At 71.7% G+C, this 21,260-nt stretch carries 17 protein-coding genes; 9 read left to right on the forward strand and 8 right to left on the reverse strand.

What is annotated here, in order from left to right; genetic code table 11:
- The first annotated feature begins 5 nt into the window (after nucleotides 1-5).
- From efeB to ACZ62B_RS07545, 4 genes are all read left to right on the forward strand, one after another.
- Nucleotides 6-1,292 carry an iron uptake transporter deferrochelatase/peroxidase subunit gene (gene efeB, locus ACZ62B_RS07530; protein ID WP_344569872.1) on the forward strand — a complete coding sequence of 429 codons (1,287 nt, stop codon included), beginning with the start codon at nucleotides 6-8 and terminating at the stop codon, nucleotides 1,290-1,292.
- Between the two features lie 70 nt (nucleotides 1,293-1,362).
- Entirely contained in the window at nucleotides 1,363-2,295 is a 933-nt protein-coding gene (pheA, locus tag ACZ62B_RS07535) for a prephenate dehydratase (protein WP_344569868.1), read from the forward strand.
- A gap of 537 nt (nucleotides 2,296-2,832) precedes the next feature.
- On the forward strand, nucleotides 2,833-4,110 hold the full coding sequence (gene serS, locus ACZ62B_RS07540) for a serine--tRNA ligase (RefSeq protein ID WP_344569866.1): 1,278 nt from the start codon (nucleotides 2,833-2,835) through the stop codon (nucleotides 4,108-4,110).
- The gene (locus ACZ62B_RS07545) at nucleotides 4,107-4,919 is read left to right on the forward strand and encodes an HAD family hydrolase (RefSeq protein WP_469689411.1); all 813 of its coding nucleotides are present in this window, start codon (nucleotides 4,107-4,109) and stop codon (nucleotides 4,917-4,919) included. The genes serS and ACZ62B_RS07545 overlap by 4 nt, the downstream gene beginning before the upstream one ends.
- A 340-nt stretch (nucleotides 4,920-5,259) precedes the next feature.
- Here ACZ62B_RS07545 and ACZ62B_RS07550 read toward each other — a convergent pair whose 3' ends face one another.
- The 4 genes from ACZ62B_RS07550 to ACZ62B_RS07565 are packed head-to-tail and all read right to left on the reverse strand — an operon-like array spanning nucleotide 5,260 to nucleotide 8,788.
- Nucleotides 5,260-5,979 (reverse strand): ABC transporter permease, encoded by a 720-nt coding sequence (locus ACZ62B_RS07550; protein ID WP_344569862.1) that lies wholly within the window; start codon nucleotides 5,977-5,979, stop codon nucleotides 5,260-5,262.
- A 10-nt stretch (nucleotides 5,980-5,989) separates the two neighbouring features.
- On the reverse strand, nucleotides 5,990-6,901 hold the full coding sequence (locus ACZ62B_RS07555) for an ABC transporter ATP-binding protein (RefSeq protein ID WP_344569860.1): 912 nt from the start codon (nucleotides 6,899-6,901) through the stop codon (nucleotides 5,990-5,992).
- A complete protein-coding gene (locus tag ACZ62B_RS07560) occupies nucleotides 6,898-7,815 on the reverse strand; it encodes an ABC transporter permease (protein WP_344569858.1) in 918 nt (305 codons plus the stop codon). The genes ACZ62B_RS07555 and ACZ62B_RS07560 overlap by 4 nt, the downstream gene beginning before the upstream one ends.
- Nucleotides 7,805-8,788, reverse strand: coding sequence for an ABC transporter ATP-binding protein (locus ACZ62B_RS07565; RefSeq protein WP_344569856.1), 984 nt, complete (start codon nucleotides 8,786-8,788; stop codon nucleotides 7,805-7,807). Before ACZ62B_RS07565 ends, ACZ62B_RS07560 begins: the two co-directional genes overlap by 11 nt.
- A gap of 159 nt (nucleotides 8,789-8,947) precedes the next feature.
- On the opposite strand from ACZ62B_RS07565, the gene ACZ62B_RS07570 reads away from it, so the two are divergent.
- From ACZ62B_RS07570 to ACZ62B_RS07590, 5 genes are all read left to right on the forward strand, one after another.
- The gene (locus ACZ62B_RS07570; protein WP_469689412.1) at nucleotides 8,948-10,708 is read left to right on the forward strand and encodes an SDR family oxidoreductase; all 1,761 of its coding nucleotides are present in this window, start codon (nucleotides 8,948-8,950) and stop codon (nucleotides 10,706-10,708) included.
- A 117-nt stretch (nucleotides 10,709-10,825) separates the two neighbouring features.
- Nucleotides 10,826-11,374, forward strand: coding sequence for an RNA 2'-phosphotransferase (locus ACZ62B_RS07575; RefSeq protein WP_468883838.1), 549 nt, complete (start codon nucleotides 10,826-10,828; stop codon nucleotides 11,372-11,374).
- A gap of 6 nt (nucleotides 11,375-11,380) precedes the next feature.
- Nucleotides 11,381-11,839: a hypothetical protein gene (locus ACZ62B_RS07580; protein ID WP_469689413.1), complete on the forward strand. Its 459-nt coding sequence runs from the start codon at nucleotides 11,381-11,383 to the stop codon at nucleotides 11,837-11,839.
- A 61-nt stretch (nucleotides 11,840-11,900) separates the two neighbouring features.
- Nucleotides 11,901-12,803 carry an LLM class flavin-dependent oxidoreductase gene (locus ACZ62B_RS07585; protein ID WP_344569848.1) on the forward strand — a complete coding sequence of 301 codons (903 nt, stop codon included), beginning with the start codon at nucleotides 11,901-11,903 and terminating at the stop codon, nucleotides 12,801-12,803.
- An 87-nt stretch (nucleotides 12,804-12,890) separates the two neighbouring features.
- Entirely contained in the window at nucleotides 12,891-13,778 is an 888-nt protein-coding gene (locus tag ACZ62B_RS07590; RefSeq protein WP_344569846.1) for a Cof-type HAD-IIB family hydrolase, read from the forward strand.
- 1 nt (nucleotide 13,779) lies between these two features.
- On the opposite strand, the gene ACZ62B_RS07595 is transcribed toward ACZ62B_RS07590, so the two are convergent.
- The 4 genes from ACZ62B_RS07595 to ACZ62B_RS07610 all read right to left on the reverse strand — a co-directional run bounded on the left by ACZ62B_RS07595 (nucleotide 13,780) and on the right by ACZ62B_RS07610 (nucleotide 21,026).
- On the reverse strand, nucleotides 13,780-14,838 hold the full coding sequence (locus tag ACZ62B_RS07595; RefSeq protein WP_469689414.1) for a M23 family metallopeptidase: 1,059 nt from the start codon (nucleotides 14,836-14,838) through the stop codon (nucleotides 13,780-13,782).
- Between the two features lie 150 nt (nucleotides 14,839-14,988).
- Nucleotides 14,989-18,483 carry a thiol reductant ABC exporter subunit CydD gene (gene cydD, locus ACZ62B_RS07600; RefSeq protein WP_469689415.1) on the reverse strand — a complete coding sequence of 1,165 codons (3,495 nt, stop codon included), beginning with the start codon at nucleotides 18,481-18,483 and terminating at the stop codon, nucleotides 14,989-14,991.
- Between the two features lie 12 nt (nucleotides 18,484-18,495).
- Nucleotides 18,496-19,500, reverse strand: coding sequence for a cytochrome d ubiquinol oxidase subunit II (cydB, locus tag ACZ62B_RS07605; RefSeq protein WP_344569840.1), 1,005 nt, complete (start codon nucleotides 19,498-19,500; stop codon nucleotides 18,496-18,498).
- 20 nt (nucleotides 19,501-19,520) lie between these two features.
- The gene (locus tag ACZ62B_RS07610; protein WP_344569839.1) at nucleotides 19,521-21,026 is read right to left on the reverse strand and encodes a cytochrome ubiquinol oxidase subunit I; all 1,506 of its coding nucleotides are present in this window, start codon (nucleotides 21,024-21,026) and stop codon (nucleotides 19,521-19,523) included.
- Nucleotides 21,027-21,260: the final 234 nt, after the last annotated feature.

The raw sequence follows: 21,260 nt of genomic DNA on the forward strand, positions 1-21,260 counted from the left end.
CCACCATGGCTGACCAGACCCTTCCCCAGGCCCGGACCCCCGGAGCACCCCAGGAGGAGCCCCGGGACCGGACCACAGGGAACGGCATCTCCCGGCGCCGACTGCTCGGCACGGCCGGCGCCACCGGGCTCGTCCTCGGGGCGGCGGGCGGGGCCGCGGGATACGCGACGGCACCCGCCGGAGCCACCCCGCTGACGTCGGTGGGCGACAGCCGGGTCGAGTTTCACGTGAAACATCAGCCCGGCATCACCCAGCCGCTCCAGGCCCGCGGCCACCTCATCGCCTTCGACCTCGCCCCCGGGGCAGGACGCAAGGAGGCTGCCGCCCTGCTGCGCCGCTGGTCGGACACCGCGCGCCGGCTGATGGCGGGCGAGGCCAGCGCGCAGGACGACACCGGCGTGGCCCGTGACGCCGGCCCCTCCTCACTGACCCTCACCTTCGGCTTCGGCCACAGCTTCTTCGCCCGCACCGGCCTGGAGAAGCAGCGCCCGGTCGCCCTGGACCCGCTGCCCGACTTCTCCTCCGACCACCTCGACAAGGCCCGCAGCAACGGCGACCTGTGGGTACAGGTCGGCGCCGACGACGCCCTCGTGGCCTTCCACGCCCTGCGCGCCGTCCAGAAGGACGCGGGCTCCGCGGCGAAGGTGCGCTGGCAGATGAACGGCTTCAACCGCTCACCCGGCGCCACCGACCGTCCCATGACCGCCCGCAACCTGATGGGCCAGGTCGACGGCACCCGCAACCCCAAGCCCGCCGAGTCCGACTTCGACGAGCGGATCTTCGTCCCCGGGGAGGGCGAGCCGGCCTGGATGGCGAACGGCTCCTACGTCGTCGTACGCCGTATCCGCATGCTGCTGGACGACTGGGAGAAACTGCCGCTCAAGGAGCAGGAGAGCGTCATCGGGCGCCGCAAGTCCGACGGGGCACCGCTGTCCGGAGGCACCGAGACGTCCGAGATGGACCTGGAAAAGACGGATTCCCGGGGCAACCTGGTCGTCCCGTTCAACGCCCACGCGAGGATCACCCGGCCCGACCAGAACGGCGGCGCCGCCATGCTCCGCCGCCCGTTCTCGTACCACGACGGCATCGACGCGGACGGGGCGCCGGACGCGGGACTGCTGTTCATCTGCTGGCAGGCCGATCCGCTGCGCGGCTTCGTGCCGGTGCAGCGCAAGCTCGACCGGGGCGACGCCCTGACGCCGTTCGTCCGCCACGAGGCGAGCGGGCTGTTCGCGGTGCCGGGCGGCGCGGCGGAGGGCGAGTATGTGGGGCAGCGGCTGCTGGAGGGGTGAGAACCGTCCCGTGTCACCCCTGAGAGCTCTGGCGGGGCTGCCGACGGCCGGGGCCCATTAGGGTGAGGTCATGCCAGCGAGCTATGCGTATCTCGGCCCAGAGGGCACCTTCACCGAAGTCGCCCTGCGCACGCTTCCCGAGGCGGCCACCCGTGAGCTGATCCCGTACGTGTCCGTGCAGTCCGCGCTCGACGCGGTGCGCGTCGGCGAGGCCGAGGCCGCGTTCGTCCCCATCGAGAACTCCGTCGAGGGCGGCATCACCACCACCCTCGACGAACTGGTCGCGGGCACCCCGCTGATGATCTACCGCGAGGTGCTGCTGTCGATCACCTTCGCGCTGCTCGTCCGTCCGGGCACCAAGCTGTCGGACATCAAGACGGTCACCGCCCACCCGGCCGCCCAGCCGCAGGTCCGCAACTGGCTCAAGACGCACCTCCCGGACGCCGTCTGGGAATCGGCCGCCTCCAACGCGGACGGTGCGCGACTGGTCCAGGAGGGCCGGTACGACGCCGCCTTCGCCGGTGAGTTCGCCGCCGCCCGGTACGGCCTGGAGGCGCTGGAGACGGGGATCCACGACGCGGAGAACGCCCAGACCAGGTTCGTGCTGGTGGGCCGTCCGGCCCGGCCCGCCGCGCCCACGGGCGCCGACAAGACGTCCGTCGTGCTGTGGCAGCGCGACGACCACCCCGGCGCTCTGCGCGATCTGCTGGGGGAGTTCGCCTCCCGTGGCATCAACCTGATGCTGCTCCAGTCCCGGCCGACCGGTGCGGGGATCGGCAATTACTGCTTCTGCATCGACGCCGAGGGGCACATCTCGGACCGCCGGATGGCCGAGGCGCTGACGGGGCTCAAGCGGATCTGTCTGCAGGTGCGTTTCCTCGGCTCGTACCCGCGTGCGGACGTGCGTCCCGGGGAGGTGCGCCCGCCGTTCCCCGGGACGTCGGACGAGGAGTTCGCGGGGGCGGCGGACTGGGTCGCGCGGTGCCAGGACGGCCGGTTCTGACAGGACCGGCCGGTCCTACCTGCTGATTTTCGTTGTCCACAGGAGTTATCCACAGGTCCGCTTCTCCATCTGGGGACAAGTCGACACCGAAGCCCCACTCAGTCGACAAATCGCCCCACAGCGCATGACCTCGTTCATCACCCCGCACATCCTCCTTCGTCCACCCTTTTCCTTTGGTCAACCCTTTGGGGTGAGCCTTTTCCACTCAAAAGTGGGGAGGAAGGGAGTTTGTCCTGGGAATCCTCGGCTTTGATCAGACGTTTCGGAGCGATCAATTCCGAAGTCCACAGATCTTCCCCACACCCTGTGGATAACTCCCCGGGAGTGTGGATACCTGTGGACAACCGAAGCCCAAGTTCCCTGCCGCGCAAGGAATCCCGGTCAACCGGCGTCCCGCGAACCGACCCGTTCCAGGGGGAGCGCCCCATTCATTGACCATGCGGAACATTGCGCACAATTCCCTCATAACGGAACGCGCGTCACCGCACCGCAATAGTGAGTCGTGAGGCGTCACCCCGCACCGGTAGCCTTGACCGCGTGATTGACCTTCGCCTGCTTCGTGAGGACCCCGACCGTGTGCGCGCTTCGCAGCGCGCCCGTGGAGAGGACGTCGCGCTCGTCGACGCCCTCCTGTCTGCCGACGAGCGGCGCAGGTCGTCCGGCGTCCGCTTCGACGAGCTGCGCGCCGAGCAGAAGTCGCTCGGCAAGCTCATCCCCAAGGCGGCCGGCGACGAGAAGGCCGAGCTGCTGAAGCGGGCCGGCCAGCTCGCCGCCGACGTCAAGGCGGCCGACGCCGACCGCGACACCGCCGCGAACGAGACCCAGGACCTGCTGCTCAGGCTGAGCAACCTCGTCCACCCCGACGTGCCCGTCGGCGGCGAGGAGGACTTCGTCACGCTGGAGACGCACGGCGACATCCGTGACTTCGACGCCGAGGGCTTCGCGCCCAAGGACCACCTGGAGCTCGGCCAGCTCCTCGGCGCCATCGACGTCGAGCGCGGCGCCAAGGTGTCGGGCTCCCGCTTCTACTTCCTGACCGGCGTCGGCGCGCTGCTCGAGCTCGCCCTGGTGAACGCCGCGATGGCGCAGGCCACGGCCGCCGGCTTCACGCCGATGCTGACCCCCGCGCTGGTGCGCCCCCAGTCGATGGCGGGCACCGGCTTCCTCGGCCAGGCGGCCCAGGACGTCTACCACCTGGACAAGGACGACCTCTACCTGGTCGGCACGTCCGAGGTGGCGCTGGCCGCGTACCACATGGACGAGATCATCGACGCCGACCGGCTGCCGCTGCGGTACGCGGGCTTCTCGCCCTGCTTCCGCCGCGAGGCCGGCTCGCACGGCAAGGACACCCGGGGCATCTTCCGCGTGCACCAGTTCGACAAGGTCGAGATGTTCTCGTACGTCGCGCCGGAGGACTCCCAGGCGGAGCACCAGCGGCTGCTGGAGTGGGAGAAGCAGTGGCTGACCTCGCTGGAGCTGCCGTTCCGCGTGATCGACGTCGCCTCGGGCGACCTGGGCTCCTCGGCCGCGCGCAAGTACGACTGCGAGGCGTGGATCCCGACCCAGGGCAAGTACCGCGAGCTGACCTCGACCTCGGACTGCACCGAGTTCCAGTCGCGCCGGCTGTCGATCCGCGTCCGTGAGGACAAGAAGGTGCGCCCGCTGGCCACGCTCAACGGCACGCTGTGCGCCGTACCGCGCACGATCGTGGCGATCCTGGAGAACCACCAGCAGGCGGACGGTTCCGTGCGCGTGCCGGAGGTGCTGCGTCCGTACCTGGGTGGCCGGGAGATCCTGGAGCCGGTCACCAAGTGAGCACTGCCCCCGCGCCCTTTCCGTACCGGCTCATCGCCACCGACCTCGACGGCACGCTGCTGCGGGGCGACCACTCGGTCTCCCGCCGCACCCGTGACGCGCTCGCCGCGGCCACCGCGGCGGGCGCCGCGCACATCGTCGTCACCGGCCGCGCGGCCCCCTGGACCCGTCCCATACTCGACGACCTCGGCTACGAGGGCCTCGCCGTCTGCGCCCAGGGCGCCCAGGTGTACGACGCCGGGGCGCACCGCCTGCTGACGTCGGTGACCCTGGACCGGCAGCTCGCCGGAGTGGCGCTGGCCAAGATCGAGGCGGAGGTCGGCCCGCTGTACCTGGCGGCGAGCCGCGACGGTCTGGACGGCGAGGTGCTGGTCGGTCCCGGTTACGAGGTCGTGGGCGCCCTGCCCGCGACCCCGTTCACGGACGCGTCGGACCTGTGGACGGCGCCCCTGAACAAGCTGTACATCCAGCATCCGACGCTGTCCTCGGACGAGCTCGCCGACGCGGCCACCCGCGCGGCGGGCGGGTTCGTCACCGTCACCATGGCGGGCGAGGGCATCGTCGAACTGCTCCCGCTCGGCCTGTCCAAGGCCACGGGGCTGTCACTGGCGGCGCGCAGGCTGGGCATGAAGGCCGCGGAGACGATCGCCTTCGGCGACATGCCCAACGACGTCCCGATGTTCGCCTGGTCCGCCCACGGCGTAGCCATGGCCAACGCCCACGAGGAACTGAAGGCGGTGGCCGACGAGGTGACCGCCTCCAACGAGGAGGACGGCATCGCGGCGGTCCTGGAACGCCTCCTGCCCTGACTGCGGGCAGTCGTGCCGCCCGCGCCCACCCGTGCCCAGCCACGACTCGGAGCACCGCCTCCGAAGAGGCGGAAGTCGGGAAGGGCGGCCCACGCGCCAGAGATGCGCGTGCTCGAAGCGGCCGCCCCGGGCAGCTCCCCGTACGGGCGGACTCGACGGAGCGGTAGGGACGGCTCCGGAGTCCGCCACGGGCTGCCCTGACAGGAGCGGGACGTGCCGTGCATGGGCACCGTCCCGCTCCTCTCCCAGCAGATGACGCCGGACTTTCCCGGCGATGCGGACACGACCACTCTGCCCGCCGGGCAAGTCGGACGCCAGCGAATAAACCGGCGAGGGGTCCTCACTCCTCGCCGGCGAGCGTCAGCGACCGCAGCTTCTGCCCGGCGTACCAGGTGGCCAGCACGGTGACCGCGGCCAGCAGCACCGTCGCGGTCGTCAGCCCCACGTCCGAGGTGACCAGGTCGCCCCCGGAGACCTTCTGCGCCACCGCCAGCGACCACTGCTGGACGCTCAGCGTGCGCGCGCCGGGCACCAGGGAGCCGAACAGCGCCTCCCAGACCAGCGCGTAGACCAGTCCGAACACCACCGCGTGCCGCGAGACCGTGCCGAGCAGCAGGAAGAGCGCCGCGTACGCGATGGAGGCGACCAGCGCGGCCACCGTGTAGGCGACGGCGACCTGCTGGCCGTTGCCGTTCAGGACGAAACCCGCGATCAGGGTCGGCACCGCCGAGAACACCATGGTGACGGCGATCGCGACGATCAGCTTGGTGTAGATGATGGTCGGCCGCTTGATCGGTTTGGACAGCAGGTACACCACCGATCCGTCGTCGATCTCGGGACCGATGGCTCCGGTTCCGGCGATGACACCGATGATCGGCACCATGGTGGCGAGCGCGAGCCCGCCGAGGACGTCGGCGGCGGTCTGGTCGTCGGCACCGGCGAGGGCGCGCACCGCCAGGGAGATCGCGATCAGCAGCAGGGGCAGGGCGCCCAGGATGAGGGCCCGGCGGCGGCCGAGCAGGGCCCGGTAGGTGAGCCGGGCGACTGTGGGGTCGTACATCAGGGGCCTCCTACGCCGCGACCAGGTACGAGAAGACGGACTCGAGGGACTCGTCGGACGGCGAGACCGTGAGCAGCCGGATGCCGTGCTCGCGCGCGACCTTCGGCAGCAGGGCGGTGAAGCGGCCGAAGTCGACGGCCTGGACGCGCAGGGCGCCCTCCGCCATGTCGACCTCGATGCCGGACGTCGACGGGTCGGCGATCAGCGCGGCCGCGAGGGCGCGGTCGTCGCTGGAGCGCACCAGGTAGCGGTGCGGGCGGTCCGTCATCAGGCGGCGGATCCTGCGGAAGTCACCGCTGGCCGCGTGCCGGCCGGCGACGACGACCTCGATGTGCCAGGCGAGCTGTTCGACTTCTTCGAGGATGTGGGAGGAGAACAGCACGGTGCGGCCCTCGTCGCCCATCCGCCGCAGCAGGTCCATGAGCTGCATGCGCTGGCGCGGGTCCATGCCGTTGAAGGGCTCGTCGAGGAGGAGCAGCGACGGCTGGTGGACCAGCGCGGACGCCATCTTCACGCGCTGCCGCATGCCCTTGGAGTAGGTGGCGATCTTGCGGTCCTGCGCGTACTCCATCTCGACCGTGGCGAGCGCCTTCTGTGCCGCCTTGGCTCCCAGGCCGTGGAGTTCGGCGTTGGCGAGGACGAATTCGCGGCCGGTGAGGAAGTCGTACATCGCCTCGCGTTCGGGGACGATGCCGATGTGTTTGTAGATGGACTCGTTGCGCCACACCTGCTGTCCGTCGAGGGTGACGGTGCCGGTGGAGGGGGCGAGGAAGCCGCCCATCATGTTGATGAGGGTGGACTTCCCGGCGCCGTTGGGGCCGAGCAGGCCGGTGACGCCGGGGCCGATGGTCATGGTGATGTCGTTGACGGCGACCACGTTGCCGAACCAGCGGGAGACGTGGTCGATGCTGAGCGTGGTCACAGGCCCACCTTCTTGTAGCGGCGCATCAGGAGGCCGTAGCTGGCGGCGATCAGGCCGAGGGTGAACAGGACGTAGACGACGCCCTCGGCGTTGCTCGGGCCCACCCCGCCGGGGAAGGCGGAGGTCGCGCCCAGGAAGGCGGACTGCACGCCGTCGATGAGGGTGATCGGCGAGAACAGGCCGATCCAGGCGATGGCGGTGTCGCCGCTGCTCTGGACCTCCGCGATCGCCTGGAGCGTGGAGACCGCGCCGTAGGAGATGGTCAGTACGGCGATGACGGCCGCGATGCCGAAGCCGCGGCGCGGGGTGACCGACGCGATGACCAGGCCGATGCCGGCGAAGAGCAGTGAGAGCAGTGCCACGGAGACGAGTCCCTGCGCGAATCCCTTGGTCTGGTCGGTGAAGTCGAGCTTGGCCAGCAGCGCGCCGATGTACAGCACCAGCAGGGGGGCGGCGGTGAGGATGAAGAGGGCCGACGCCAGCGCGGCGAACTTGGCGCGTACGTAGTCGGTGGTCTCGATGGGCCGCGAGAAGTACAGCGGTACGGTCTTGAAGCGCAGGTCGCGCGAGACGGACTGGGGTGCCTGCGAGGCGACGTACAGGCTGATGACGGCCTGCATGATGATCGCGTAGCGCGTGTAGTCGACGGGCAGGTCGTTCGCCTTGGTGGCGACGGCGACGGCGACCATGATGGCGGCGGGCACGCACATCACCACGAACAGCAGCATCGGCAGCACCTTGGACTTCACCGAGCGGCCGAGGCCGTAGGCGCCGCGCAGGGACTGCGAGTACAGCGAGAGCCGCGCGTAGGAGCGGCCGAGGCGGGGGCCGTCGTAGGAGCGGTAGCCGATGTTGTGGATACGGGTGTCACCCGATGCGGTGGCCGGTGTCCGCGTGGGCTGCTCAGTTGCCATGGCCGACCGCCTCCTTCCGCTGCGCGCCGCTGTCCGCGTCGTCCTTGAAGACCTCGGAGATGTGGTGCCGTCGCTGTTCCATGCGCACCAGGCCGAGGCCGAGGTCCGCGATGACGTCCCGGACCAGGTCGTAGGTGTCCTCGCCCTGCGCGGTGAGCAGCAGGATGTGTCCGGCGCCCGGCAGTCCGCTGCCGTCCTCGACGGTCACCCCGCGCGCGTGGAGCGCGTCGCGCACCGCGCGGGTGCCGTCCGGGTGCTCGTCGGTGTCGGTGACCTCAATCGCGAGGGTCGTGGTGTTCTGGGTGAAGTCCGTGGTGGAGCTGGAGCGCAGCAGCTTGCCGCCGTCGACGACCACGACGTGGTCGCAGGTGCGCTCCAGTTCGCCCAGCAGGTGCGAGGTGACCAGGACCGAGATGCCGAAGTCGGTGTGGATGCGGCGGATCAGGCCGAGCATCTCGTCGCGGCCGACCGGGTCGAGGCCGTTGGTGGGCTCGTCCAGGAAGACCAGCTGGGGGTCGTGCACGAGGGCCTGTGCGAGCTTCACCCGCTGCTTCATGCCGGTGGAGTAGCCGCCGATGGGGCGGTAGCGCTCCTCGTAGAGGCCGACGTGGCGCAGGGTGTCCGCGGTGCGCTCCCGCGCGGCGGTGGGCGGCAGTCCGGACATGCGCGCCATGTGGACGACGAACTCGGTGGCCGAGACGTCCGGCGGCAGACAGTCGTGCTCCGGCATGTAGCCGACCCGTTCGCGGATGGCGGCGCCCTCGGTGGCGACATCGAGTCCGAGCACTTCGGCGCGGCCCTCGGTGGCGGGGGACAGACCCAGCAGGATCTTGATCAGTGTGGACTTGCCGGCTCCATTGGCTCCGACGAGTCCGGTCACACCGGGCCCGACGTCCACGGAGAGCCGGTCAAGAGCGGTCACCCGGGGGAACCGCTTGCTCAGGCTTTCGGTCGCGATCACAGTCACGTCCATGACACTAGTGACCCGTACCACTCCGGTCGTCAGACCGCAGAGCCGTCTTGGTGTCCGTCTGGAGTCGTACGGGCCCGTAGGGGAAGCCGTGCCTGAGAGTTATGCACAGACTCCGGGGCGCCGTTGACGGGCCCTGCGACAACTGCCACATTCGCCGGTGTGACGGGACTGAGGGGTGCGCGGGAGCGCCGGGTGCGTACGGGCGGGGTCGAGCTGTGCGTGGCCGAGCTGGGTGAGCGCGGGCGGCCGACGGTCGTCCTGGTGCACGGCTACCCGGACAGCAAGGAGGTGTGGTCGGAGGTCGCGCCCCGGCTCGCCGAGCGTTTCCACGTCGTGGCGTACGACGTCCGGGGCCACGGCCGGTCCACGGCGCCGCGTCCGCTGCGCGGCGGGTTCACCCTGGAGAAGCTGACCGACGACTTCCTGGCCGTCGCCGACGCGGTCAGCCCGGACCGGCCGGTGCATCTGGTGGGGCACGACTGGGGTTCGGTGCAGTCGTGGGAGTTCGTCACGGTCGGGCGCACCGCGGGTCGGATCGCCTCCTTCACGTCGATGTCGGGGCCGTCGCTCGACCACTTCGGGCACTGGATCAACCGCCGGCTGAAGCGGCCCACCCCGCGCCGGGTCGGCCAGTTGCTGGGCCAGGGCGCCAAGTCCTGGTACGTGTACCTGCTGCACACGCCCGTGCTGCCCGAACTCGCCTGGCGCGGCCCGCTCGGCAGGTACTGGCCGCGGATCCTGGAGCGCGTCGAGAAGGTGCCCGGTGGCGGCGGCTATCCGACCCCGTCCCTGCCGTCGGACGCGGCCCACGGGGCCTGGCTCTACCGGGACAACGTGCGGCCCCGGCTGCGCAGCCCGCGCGCCGACGCCCACGCGCACGCGCCCGTGCAGCTCATCACGCCGCTGGGGGACGCGTTCCTCTCGGAGCGGCTCCACGAGGACCTGGAGCGGTGGGCGCCGCGGCTGGTGCGGCGGACGCTGCCGGCCCGGCACTGGATTCCGCGCACCCGTCCCGACCTGCTGGCGACGTGGATCGGCGGGTTCGTGGCGTCCGTGGAGGACGGCCGGCCGGAGGTGGTGGCTCCGGGCCGGTACGCCGACCGCTTCGGCGGGCAGCTGGTCCTGGTCACGGGGGCGGGCAGCGGCATCGGGCGGGCGACCGCGCTCGCGTTCGCGGAGGCGGGCGCGCGCGTGCTGGCGGTCGACCGGGACGCGGAGGCCGCGGCCCGTACCGCCGGGGAGGCCCGCGGTCGCGGCGCGGCGGCGGCCTGGGCGGAGACGGCGGACGTGTCCGACGAGCAGGCCATGGAGAAGCTCGCCGAGCGGGTCACCGCCGAGTACGGCGTGGTGGACGTCCTGGTGAACAACGCCGGGATCGGTCTGGGCGGCTCCTTCTTCGACACCTCCCCGGAGGACTGGAGGAGGGTCCTCGACGTCAACCTGTGGGGAGTGATCCACGGCTGTCGGCTCTTCGGGCGGCGGATGGCCGAGCGCGGCCAGGGCGGCCACATCGTCAACGTCGCCTCGGCGGCGGCGTTCCAGCCGTCCAGGGCGCTGCCCGCCTACAGCACGTCCAAGGCGGCGGTGCTGATGCTGAGCGAGTGCCTGCGGGCGGAGCTGGCGGGCCGGGACATCGGCGTGACGGCGGTGTGCCCCGGGTTCGTGAACACCTCCATCACCTCCACCGCGCGCTTCGCGGGTGTGGACGCCGAGGAGGAGCGGCGGCTGCGGAAGCGGGCGGCACGTCTGTACGGGCTGCGGAACTACCCGCCGGAGAAGGTCGCCGCCGCGATCCTGCGGGCGGTGGCGCGTGACGAGGCGGTGGTGCCGGTCACCCCGGAGGCGCGGACCGCGTACGCGCTGTCGCGGTGGATGCCGGGGGCGCTGCGGAGAGTCGCGCGGGTGAAGCCGCCGATGTGAGGCCGGTTGTCCACAGCTGACGTCAATTCCCCTGTGGATAACCGCACTTGGCTGTGGATCAAACCTCCGGAGCTAAATCGATCGCGTGATGCGTGTCTCTCCCGGCAGTCTGAACGGATGGATGAAAGACGCACCGTGAAGGTGTCGAAGTACCTCTCCAAGCATCTGCGCCATCAGCCCGAGAGGATCGGGCTCGCCCTGGACGAGGGCGGTTGGGTCGAGATCGAGGCGCTGATCGCCGCGGCGTCCGCGCACGGCTTCCGGTTCACCCGGGAGGAACTGGACCACGTCGTCGCCGTCAACGACAAGCGGCGCTTCGCCGTCGAGGGCACCCGGATCCGCGCCAGTCAGGGCCACAGCGTCGAGGTCGATCTCGGGCTGGCACCGGCCGTCCCACCGCCGTACCTGTACCACGGCACCGTCGCCCGGAACCTGGAGGCGATCCGCGCCGAGGGGCTGCGGCCCATGAACCGGCACGACGTGCACCTCTCCGCCGACCGCGAGACGGCGACCCGCGTCGGCGCCCGCCGGGGCCGCCCGGTCGTCCTGTCCGTGGACGCGGCCGCCATGCACCGCGACGGCCATGTCTTCCACATGAGTGCCAACGGCGTGTGGCTGACCCGGGCCGTACCGAGCCGGTATCTGCGTTTCCCCGCCGGCCACTGAGGCCGCATGATCGACGGCATGGACCACCTGCCCGGCACCGAGGCCGCCGTCACCGCGCTCCGGGGACTCGCCCACCTCTACGAACGCGAGATCGAGGTCACCCATGACATCGGCGCGGACCAGACCTCGCGCCGCACCGCGGCGGGCGTCGGCGTCACCACCGACACCGACGGTTCCCTCCCCCACGAGGCCTACATCGAGTTCGGTGGCCTGCCCCGGGTGAGTGTGCGGCTCTACCCCGAGGACGACGCGCTGATCGACGTCGAGGGCGTGGAGTGCCCCGACATCCCCCGGGACGACGTGCCGGCCTTCCTGCGCTCGCTGTTCGACGGACTGGCGTACGTCAGGGCGCGGCGCTTCCCGCCGGGTTACTGGCTGATCGTGCCGCTGCCGGGGGACCGGACGCACAAGGAGCTCGTCCCCCTGATCCTCCTCACCCCCTGGCTGAGCGCACGGGTGCGGTGACGGAACACGGACGGCGTGATCGTTTCACGTGAAACACGGCTCGCCGCATAGGCTCGGTGGCATGACTCTGCGCCTGAGCACCGTGATCCTCCCGTACCGCCGCTGGCACGAGGGCAGCCGTTCGGCGTGGGTGCGTGCCGAGGAGCTCGGCTTTCACACGGGGTACACCTACGACCACCTGTCCTGGCGCACCTTCCGGGACGGCCCCTGGTTCGGCGCCGTTCCCACCCTGACCGCCGCCGCGGCCGTGACCGACCGGATGCGGCTGGGCACGCTGGTGACCTCGCCGAACTTCCGGCACCCGGTGACCCTCGCCAAGGAGCTCATCTCCCTCGACGACGTCTCCGGCGGGCGCGTCACGCTCGGGATCGGCGCGGGCGGCACCGGCTTCGACGCCACGGCGCTCGGCCAGGAGCCCTGGACACCCCGCGAGCGCGCCGATCGCTTCGCCGAGTTCGTGCCCCTGCTCGACCGGCTGCTCACCGAGGAGTCGGTGTCGTACGAGGGCGACTTCTACGCGGCGCACGAGGCGCGCAACATCCCGGGCTGTGTGCAGCGGCCCCGGCTGCCGTTCGCCGTGGCGGCCACCGGACCGCGCGGGCTGCGGCTCGCGGCACGCCACGGGCAGGCCTGGGTGACCACGGGCGATCCCCGGCTGTACGAGAACGGCACGCCCGAACAGTCGGTTCAAGCCATTCGCGGCCAGGCGGAGAAGCTGGCCGACGCCTGCGCCGAGCTCGGCCGGGACGTGACCGGACTGGACAAGATCCTGCTCACCGGATTCACCCCGGACCGGGGCCGTCCGCTGGAGTCCCTGGACGCCTTCGTCGACTTCGCGGGCCGCCACGCCGAGCTGGGATTCACCGAGATCGTGATCCACTGGCCCATCCCCGACTCGGACTTCGCCGCGGACCAGAAGGTCTTCGAACGGATCGCCATGGAGGCGCCGGCGCAGCTCCGGTGACCTCCGCCGCCCCCGGGCGCGGGAAGGACCGCTGGTGACGGCGGTAACCACTCAGATGTGCGGACTCCCGCACGGTCGTGCGGGCATATGCGGGACAATGGCCGGGTGACCTCAGCGACCCGACAGCCCGAGACCCAGGCAGCCCCCACCCGACCGCGGCTCATCGCCACCGACCTCGACGGCACCCTGCTGCGCGACGACAAGTCGGTGTCGCCGCGCACCGTCGCCGCGCTCGCCGCCGCCGAGGAGGCGGGCATCGAGGTCTTCTTCGTCACCGGCCGCCCGGCCCGCTGGATGGACGTCGTCAGCGACCACGTCCACGGCCACGGCCTCGCCATCTGCGGCAACGGCGCGGCCGTCGTCGACCTGCACGGCGGCCCCGGCGCGCACCGCTTCGTGAAGGTGCGCGAGCTGCCCCGGAAGAACGCGCTGGACGCCGTACGGCTGCTGCGCGAGGCGGCGCCGGGCACGGTGTACGCCGTGGAGCAGACCTTCGGCTTCAACCAGGAGCCGGCGTACCCGAAGCTGCACATGGAGGTCCCGGACACGCTCGCTCCCGCCGAGGAGCTGCTGGCACCGGACTCCCACACCGCCGGCGAGCCGGTGCTCAAGATCCTCGCCCACCACCCCGAGCTCGACCCCGACGCCTTCCTGACCCTGGCCCGGCTCGCCGTCGGCGACCGTGCCAACGTCACCCGTTCCAGCCCCAGCGCCCTGCTGGAGATCAGCGGCCCCGGGGTGTCCAAGGCCAGCACGCTCGCCCTGTGCTGTGCCGAGCGCGGCATCTCGCACGAGGAGGTCGTCGCCTTCGGTGACATGCCGAACGACGTCGAGATGCTGACCTGGGCCGGCCGTTCCTACGCGATGGGCAACGCCCACCCGGACGTGATCGCCGCCGCCTCGGGCCGCACGGTCGCCAACAACGACGACGGGGTGGCCGTGGTGATCGAGCGACTGCTGAACGAGCACCCGTAGCTCAGAGCGACACCCCGTGCCGCGCCAGCCACGGCACGGGGTCCACCGCCGACCCCGTCTCCGGCGTGACCCGCACCTCGAAGTGCAGATGCGGGCCCGTGGAGTTGCCGCTGGTGCCGGACTGGCCGATCCACTGTCCGGGCGTGACCCGCTCCCCCTGGTCGACGGCGACGGCCGCGAGATGGGCGTACTGCGTGTAGTAGCCGCCCGCGTGCCGGACCACGATCTCGATGCCGAAGGCGCCCCCGCAGGACACCTTCGCCACCTCCCCGGCGCCCGCGGCCCGCACCGGCGTGCCGATCGGCACCGCGAAGTCCTGCCCGGTGTGCCGGTTCGCCCACCGGGCGCCGCCGCTGCCGTAGGAGGCGGACAGTTCGTACGTCTCCACCGGCGCCACCCAGCTGGTGGTGAACCGCGTCCGGGGCTGGTCGAGGCGGACCGCGCCGCGGCAGGCGCCGGCCGCGACGGAGGCGTCCGCCTGGCCCTGGAGCTTCCACCGCGCCGCCTCGAGCTTCCGCTCGATGCCCTGCCGCAGGGCGGCGAGTTCCGTGTTCCGCTCCTCCAGCTCCTTCCACGCCGCCGCGGCCTTCGCCTCGTCGCGGGCGAGCCGGGCCTCGGCCCGTTCGCTCCTGCCGATCGCCTTGTCGAGCGACACCTCCGCCTGCCGCACCACCCGCTGACCGCGCATCAGCTCCTCGGGGTCGTCGGCGAGCAGCATGTGCGCGGTGAGCGGCAGCCCGCCGCCGTCCCGGTACTGGGAGCTCGCGATCCGGCCCAGGTCCTCGTGCAGCACGGCCATCTCCCGCCGCTCCCGGTCGAGCCGCTCCTCCAGCCGCTGCCCCTCGGCCCGCTGCTTCTCGGCCTCGCGCCGGCCGGCCTCGTACCGCTCCGTCGCCGCCGCCGCTTCCTCGTACAGCCGCGCCACCTCCGCGCTGACGCCGGACGCGGAGCCGTGACCGGGGGCGTGGGAGCCGTCACCGTCGGCGGGCCGGGCGGCGAGCACGGCGAGCGCGCACAGCAGCACGGCGGTGAGCAGCGGATGGCGGCGGGTGAAGCGCATGACTGCGATCCTGGCCCCCGCCCCGGCGCACGGTCCTGTTCATGTCGTACACCTGGGGGACCCCTGGACCCGTACGGACCAGCGGTACCGCCGAACAGCCGTCTTCCCCTCCACGCTTGACGCGGCGTCAAACGGAAGGCGTCCGCCGGGCTAGTGTGCCGCCACCAGGAGTCCGGCCTGCTCCTCCCTGCGGGCCATCGCCCGCAACGGGCCCGGCGCGGCCACCAGTTCGGCGTACGGACCGCGCTGCACCACCCGTCCCTCGTCCAGCACGACCACCTCGTCCACCGCCTCCAGACCGGCCAGCCGGTGGGTGATGAGCAGCGTCGTACGGCCCTCGGTGGCGGCCAGCAGGTCGGCGGTGAGCGCGTCGGCGGTCGGCAGGTCGAGGTGTTCGGCGGGTTCGTCCAGCACCAGTACGGGGAAGTCCGCGAGCAGCGCCCGGGCGAGCGCCAGCCGCTGCCGCTGCCCGCCGGACAGCCGCGCCCCGTGCTCGCCGACGAGCGTGTCGAGCCCGTCGGGCAGGCCGTCGGCCCACTCCAGCAGCCGGGCCCGGCCAAGAGCGTCGCGCAGCTCGTCCTCGGTCGCGTCCTTCCTGGCGAGCAGCAGGTTCTCCCGTACCGAGCTGTTGAAGAGGTGCGCGTCCTGCGCGCACAGTCCGACCAGCCGCCGTACGTCGTCGCCGTCCAGGGCGTACGCGTCCACCCCGGCCAGGGTGTAGGCGCCCGCCTCCGGGTCCAGGAACCGCAGCAGGGCCTGCGCGAGGGTCGTCTTCCCGGAGCCGGACGGGCCGACCACCGCGATCCGGCGGCCCCGTTCCAGCGTCAGGTCCACCCCGGCGAGCGCGTCCCGGTCCTGCCCGGGGTGCCGGGCGGCCAGCCCCTTGACCACGAGCGGGAACGGCGACGCGGGCGCCTGCCGGGGCGCCCGCGGCTCCCGTACGGGGACCGGGGCGTCCAGGACCTCGTACACGCGCTCGGCGCTGCGGCGCACCCGCTGCCGGTACTGCACGGCGAGCGGCATCCCGAGGACGGCCTCGAACGCGGCCAGCGGGGTGAGGACGACGACGGCGAGGGCCACACCGTCCAGTCGGCCGGCGGCCACGGCCTGGACGCCGACGAGGGCGGCGGCCGTGACGGTCAGTCCGGAGACCATCGCGGTGAGCCCGTCGCCGAGCGCGGTGGCGGTGGCGGCGCGCGAGGCGATCCGGGTGAGCCTGCCGTCGGCCCGGCGCGTCTCGGCGGCCCGCGCGGGCAGGGCACCGGCGACGGTCAGCTCCGCGGTGCCGGTGAGCAGATCGGTCACGCGGGTCGCGAGGGCGCCCCGCGCCGGTGCCAGCCTGCGCTCCGCGCGCCGGGCCACGGCACCGGTCAGCAGGGGCACGCCGGCGCCCGCCGCGAGCAGCCCGGCCGCGAGCACGGCCCCGGCCTCGGGCAGCAGCCAGGCGGTGAAGCCGACGGACAGGGCGGAGACGGCGACGGCCGCGCCGGCCGGCAGCAGCCAGCGCAGCCAGTAGTCCTGGAGCGCGTCCACGTCGGAGACCAGCCGGGAGAGCAGGTCGCCCCGGCGGGTGCCGCGCAGCCCGGCGGGCGCCAGCCGCTCCAGGCGCCGGTACACCGCGACCCGGGTGTCGGCCAGCATGCGCAGCACGGCGTCGTGCGACACGAGCCGCTCGGCGTAGCGGAACACGGCCCGGCCGATGCCGAAGGCGCGGGTCGCGGTCACGGCCATCATCAGATACAGCACGGGCGGCTGCTGGGAGGCCCGGGAGATGAGCCACCCGGAGGTCGCCATGAGCCCGACGGCGCTGCCCAGGGCGAGGGTGCCGAGCAGCAGCGCGAGGGTGATCCTCCCCCGCCGGGCGCCGGACAGGGCACGGACGCGGGCGAGGACACCGCCCGGGGCCGTGTCCGCCTCGGGCCCGGCGGGCCCGCCGACCGGCGCGAAGGCGGCCTGTGCGGCCGACGCGGGACCGGCCGCCCGGCGTACGGGCTCCCCGTGGACGCCCGCGGGAGCCGGTTCGGCGAGCCGCACCACCCGGTCCGCGACGGCCAGCAGCGCCGGCCGGTGCACCACGAGCAGCACCGTCCGTCCGGCAGCCAGCCGCCGCACCGCCGCCACGACATCGGCCTCGGTGGCGCCGTCCAGCGCCGCCGTCGGCTCGTCGAGGAGCAGGACGGGCCGGTCCGCGAGGAAGGCACGGGCCAGCGCGAGCCGCTGCCGCTGCCCGGCCGACAGTCCCGTTCCGTCCTCGCCGAGCACGGTGCCGGCGCCGTCGGGCAGCGCGTCCACGAACTCCAGCGCCCCGGCGTCCCGCAGGGCGCGCCGCACGGCGTCGTCGTCCGCGTCGGGGCGGGCCAGCCGTACGTTCTCGGCGATCGTCCCGGCGTACAGGTGCGGTCGTTGCGGCACCCAGGCGACGCGGCCGTGCCACTCGGCGAGGTCGAGTCCGGCGAGGTCGGCTCCCCCGATCAGCGCCCGGCCCCCGGTGGGGCGGACGAACCCGAGCAGCACGTTCAGCAGGGTCGACTTGCCTGCGCCGCTCGGTCCGACGAGCGCGACCGTCTCCCCGGGGGCGACGGTGAAGGACACGTCCGTCACCGCGTCCGTGGACCGGCCGGGGTGGCGGACCGTCACGCCCTCGAAGGCGAGGGCGCCCGTCGGCACCGCTGCCGTCCCCGGCGCGGGCACGGGCGTCTCCAGTACCGAGAAGATGTCCTCGGCCGCCCCCAGCCCTTCCGCCGCCGCGTGGTACTGGGCGCCGACCTGCCGCAGCGGCAGATAGGCCTCGGGCGCCAGGGTCAGGACGAGCAGACCGGTGTAGAGGTCCAGCTCGCCGTGGACGAGCCGCATGCCGATCGTCACGGCGACCAGCGCCACCGACAGCGTGGCGAGCAGTTCCAGCGCGAAGGAGGAGATGAAGGCGATCCGCAGCGTCCGCATGGTCGCCCGCCGGTACTCGGCGGTGATCCGGCGGATCGACTCCGCCTGCGCCTTGGCCCGTCCGAAGACCTTCAGCGTCGGCAGTCCGGCGACGACGTCCAGGAAGTGGCCCGACAGCCGGGACAGCACCAGCCACTGACGGTCCATCCGGGACTGGGTGGCCCAGCCGATCAGCACCATGAAGACCGGGATGAGCGGCAGGGTGCCCACGATGATCGCCGCCGAGACCCACTCCTCGGTGACGATCCGCGCCAGCACCGCCACCGGGACGACCACCGCGAGTCCCAGCTGGGGGAGGTAGCGCGAGAAGTAGCCGTCGAGGGCGTCGACCCCACGGGTGGCCAGGGCGACCAGTGATCCGGTGCGCTGCCCGTCCAGCCATCCCGGTCCCAGCGCCGTCGCCCGCTCCAGCAGCCGGCCCCGCAGCTCCGACTTCACCGCGGCGCTCGCCCGGTGCGCGGCCAGCTCGGTCAGCCAGCCGACCAGACCGCGGCCGAGTGCGACGACGACGAGAAGCAGCAGGGGAGTGCCGAGTTCCCCGGCGGACAGTCCGTCCTGGAACGCGCCCACCACGATCTCGGCGATGAGCATGGCCTGGGCGATGACCAGCACCGCCCCGAGGGCGCCCAGGCCGACGACCGCCGCCAGGAAGCCACGGGTGGCGCGGGCGTACCGGAGCAGGCGCGGGTCGATCGGTTTCACGTGAAACACACCTCAGTGCACGGGATCGGCGATGTGCTGGGTGCCGATCCGCTTGCGGAACACCCAGTACGTCCAGCCCTGGTAGAGCAGCACCACCGGCGTGGCGATCACCGCGAGCCAGGTCATGATCTTCAGGGTGTAGGGGCTGGAGGAGGCGTTGGTGACGGTCAGGCTCCAGTCGGCGTCCAGCGTGGACGGCATGACGTTCGGGAACAGCGTCAGGAAGAGCATCGCCACGGCCGCCACGATGGTGACACCGGACAGGGTGAACGACCATCCTTCGCGGCCCGCCTGGTTCGCCAGCAGGGCGGCGACCAGCGCGGCGACCGCCACGACCAGCGCGGCCAGGCTGGTGCCGTCACCGCGGTCGGCCTGTGTCCACAGCAGGAAGGCCGACGCCAGTACGGCCGTGACGAGACCGACGCGCAGGGCCAGCCTCCGTGCCCGCTCCCGGATCTCACCGACCGTCTTCAGCGCCGTGAACACCGTCCCGTGGAAGGTGAACAGCGTCAGGGTGACCAGGCCGCCCAGCAGCGCGTACGGGTTGAGCAGGTCCCAGACGTTCCCCACGTACTCGAACTCGGCGTCGATCTTCACGCCGTGCACGATGTTCCCGAAGGCCACGCCCCACAGGAAGGCCGGGAGCAGCGAGGTCCAGAAGATCGCCGTCTCCCAGTTGCGCTGCCAGTTCTCCTCCGGCCGCTTCGCCCGGTACTCGAAGGCGACACCGCGGACGATCAGGCAGACCAGGATGAGCAGCAGGGGCAGGTAGAAGCCGGAGAAGAGGGTGGCGTACCACTCGGGGAAGGCGGCGAAGGTCGCGCCGCCGGCCGTGAGCAGCCACACCTCGTTGCCGTCCCAGACGGGGCCGATGGTGTTGATCAGCACTCGCTTCTCGGCGCGGTCGCGGGCGAGCAGCCGGGTGAGGATGCCGACCCCGAAGTCGAAGCCCTCCAGGAAGAAGTAGCCGGTCCACAGGACGGCGATCAGGACGAACCAGACGTCGTGCAGTTCCATGACGGTGCGGCTCCCTCTGCCTAGTACGAGAAGGCCATCGGCCGGTCGGCGTCACGGTGGTCGCCGCCGAGCTTCGTGGGCGGGTTGAGGTCGGACTCGCCGAGCTCGGGCGGGCCCGCCTTGACGTACTTGGCGAGCAGCCTGACCTCGATGACGGCCAGGACGGCGTAGAGCAGGGTGAAGACGGACATCGAGGTGATGACCTCGGCCGTGGACACACCGGGGGAGACCGCGTCCTCGGTCCGCATCACTCCGTAGACCACCCAGGGCTGCCGGCCCATCTCGGTGAAGATCCAGCCCCAGGCGTTGGCGATCAGCGGGAACGCCATGGTCCACAGCGCCAGGAGCCAGTACAGCCGGGTGAGCCGGGAGCCGAGCGGCTGCTTCAGCAGCACCAGGCGCGGGACCTCGTCCTCCCCGGTGCGGTGGGCGGCCGGCAGCAGGAACTTCTTGCGGGTGAGCCACAGGCCGAGGAGGCCGAGCGAGAAGGAGGCCATGCCGAAGCCGATCATCCAGCGGAAGCCCCAGTAGGCGACCGGGACGATGGGCTTGTAGTCGCCGGGGCCGAACTTCTCCTGGAGGGCCTCGTTGGTGTCGTTGATGCCGGGCACGTACGACTCGAAGTCGCTGTGGGCGAGGAAGGACAGCAGGCCGGGGATCTCCAGGGCGACCTTGTTGTGGCCCTTGTCGACGTCGCCGTAGGCGAACACGGAGAACGGTGCCGGTTCCTCGCCGTCCCACAGGGCCTCGGCGGCGGCCATCTTCATCGGCTGCTGCTCGTACATGACCTTGCCGAGGGTGTCGCCGCTGATCGCGGTGAACAGGCCGCCGACGGCCAGGGTGACCAGGCCGAGCCGGAGCGAGGTCCGCATCACGGGGATGTGCTTCCCCCGCATCAGGTGGAAGGCGGCGATGCCCACCATGAAGGCGCCGCCGGTCAGGAAGGCCGCCGAGAAGCTGTGGAAGACCTGGTTGAGGGTGGTGTTCTGGGTGAGCACCAGCCAGAAGTCGGTGAGTTCGGCGCGGCCCTTCTCCTCGTTGATCCGGTAGCCGACCGGGTGCTGCATCCAGGAGTTGGCGGCGAGGATGAAGTACGCCGACAGCAGGGTGCCGATCGAGACCATCCAGATGCAGGCCAGGTGGATCCTCTTCGGCAGCTTGTCCCAGCCGAAGATCCACAGGCCGATGAAGGTGGACTCGAAGAAGAAGGCGATCAGGGCCTCGAAGGCGAGCGGGGCACCGAAGACGTCACCGACGAACCGCGAGTAGTCGGACCAGTTCATGCCGAACTGGAACTCCTGCACGATGCCGGTGACCACACCCATCGCGATGTTGATCAGGAAGAGCTTGCCCCAGAACTTCGTCGCCTTGAGGTACTTCTCCTTCTCCGTGCGCACCCAGGCGGTCTGCAGCCCCGCGGTGAGGGCGGCGAGCGAGATCGTCAGGGGAACGAAGAGGAAGTGGTAGACGGTGGTGATACCGAACTGCCATCGCGCCAGGGTCTCCGGCGCCAGAGCCAGATCCACGTCGTCGCTCCTTACTTCGCCGTGGTCGCGGCGGCCAGCTTGATCCCGTTCGTCCCCGACATCTCGGAAGAAAACGGGATGCGCTTGTGAACGCGTTCACATTCACAAGCAATTATGACCTACTGCTTTTCTGACCGGGAAGGGGGGTCCCCTGTGACGTCAACCCCTCTGCGCGCACTTCCGGCACACACGAAGGCGGCCGGTGGGCAAGCCACCGACCGCCTGGGCGTACGC

It is taken from the genome of Streptomyces sp. NPDC053426, from assembly GCF_055585405.1.

What these genes read in the sequence shown, in the direction of transcription:
- cydB (WP_344569840.1), bottom strand. Translation starts at nt 19,500, where the DNA reads ATGGAACTGCACGACGTCTGGTTCGTCCTGATCGCCGTCCTGTGGACC.
- ACZ62B_RS07580 (WP_469689413.1), top strand. Translation starts at nt 11,381, where the DNA reads ATGATCGACGGCATGGACCACCTGCCCGGCACCGAGGCCGCCGTCACC.
- ACZ62B_RS07560 (WP_344569858.1), bottom strand. Translation starts at nt 7,815, where the DNA reads ATGGCAACTGAGCAGCCCACGCGGACACCGGCCACCGCATCGGGTGAC.
- ACZ62B_RS07590 (WP_344569846.1), top strand. Translation starts at nt 12,891, where the DNA reads ATGCGGGACAATGGCCGGGTGACCTCAGCGACCCGACAGCCCGAGACC.
- ACZ62B_RS07595 (WP_469689414.1), bottom strand. Translation starts at nt 14,838, where the DNA reads ATGCGCTTCACCCGCCGCCATCCGCTGCTCACCGCCGTGCTGCTGTGC.
- efeB (WP_344569872.1), top strand. Translation starts at nt 6, where the DNA reads ATGGCTGACCAGACCCTTCCCCAGGCCCGGACCCCCGGAGCACCCCAG.
- ACZ62B_RS07565 (WP_344569856.1), bottom strand. Translation starts at nt 8,788, where the DNA reads ATGGACGTGACTGTGATCGCGACCGAAAGCCTGAGCAAGCGGTTCCCC.
- ACZ62B_RS07575 (WP_468883838.1), top strand. Translation starts at nt 10,826, where the DNA reads ATGGATGAAAGACGCACCGTGAAGGTGTCGAAGTACCTCTCCAAGCAT.
- ACZ62B_RS07585 (WP_344569848.1), top strand. Translation starts at nt 11,901, where the DNA reads ATGACTCTGCGCCTGAGCACCGTGATCCTCCCGTACCGCCGCTGGCAC.
- ACZ62B_RS07550 (WP_344569862.1), bottom strand. Translation starts at nt 5,979, where the DNA reads ATGTACGACCCCACAGTCGCCCGGCTCACCTACCGGGCCCTGCTCGGC.
- pheA (WP_344569868.1), top strand. Translation starts at nt 1,363, where the DNA reads ATGCCAGCGAGCTATGCGTATCTCGGCCCAGAGGGCACCTTCACCGAA.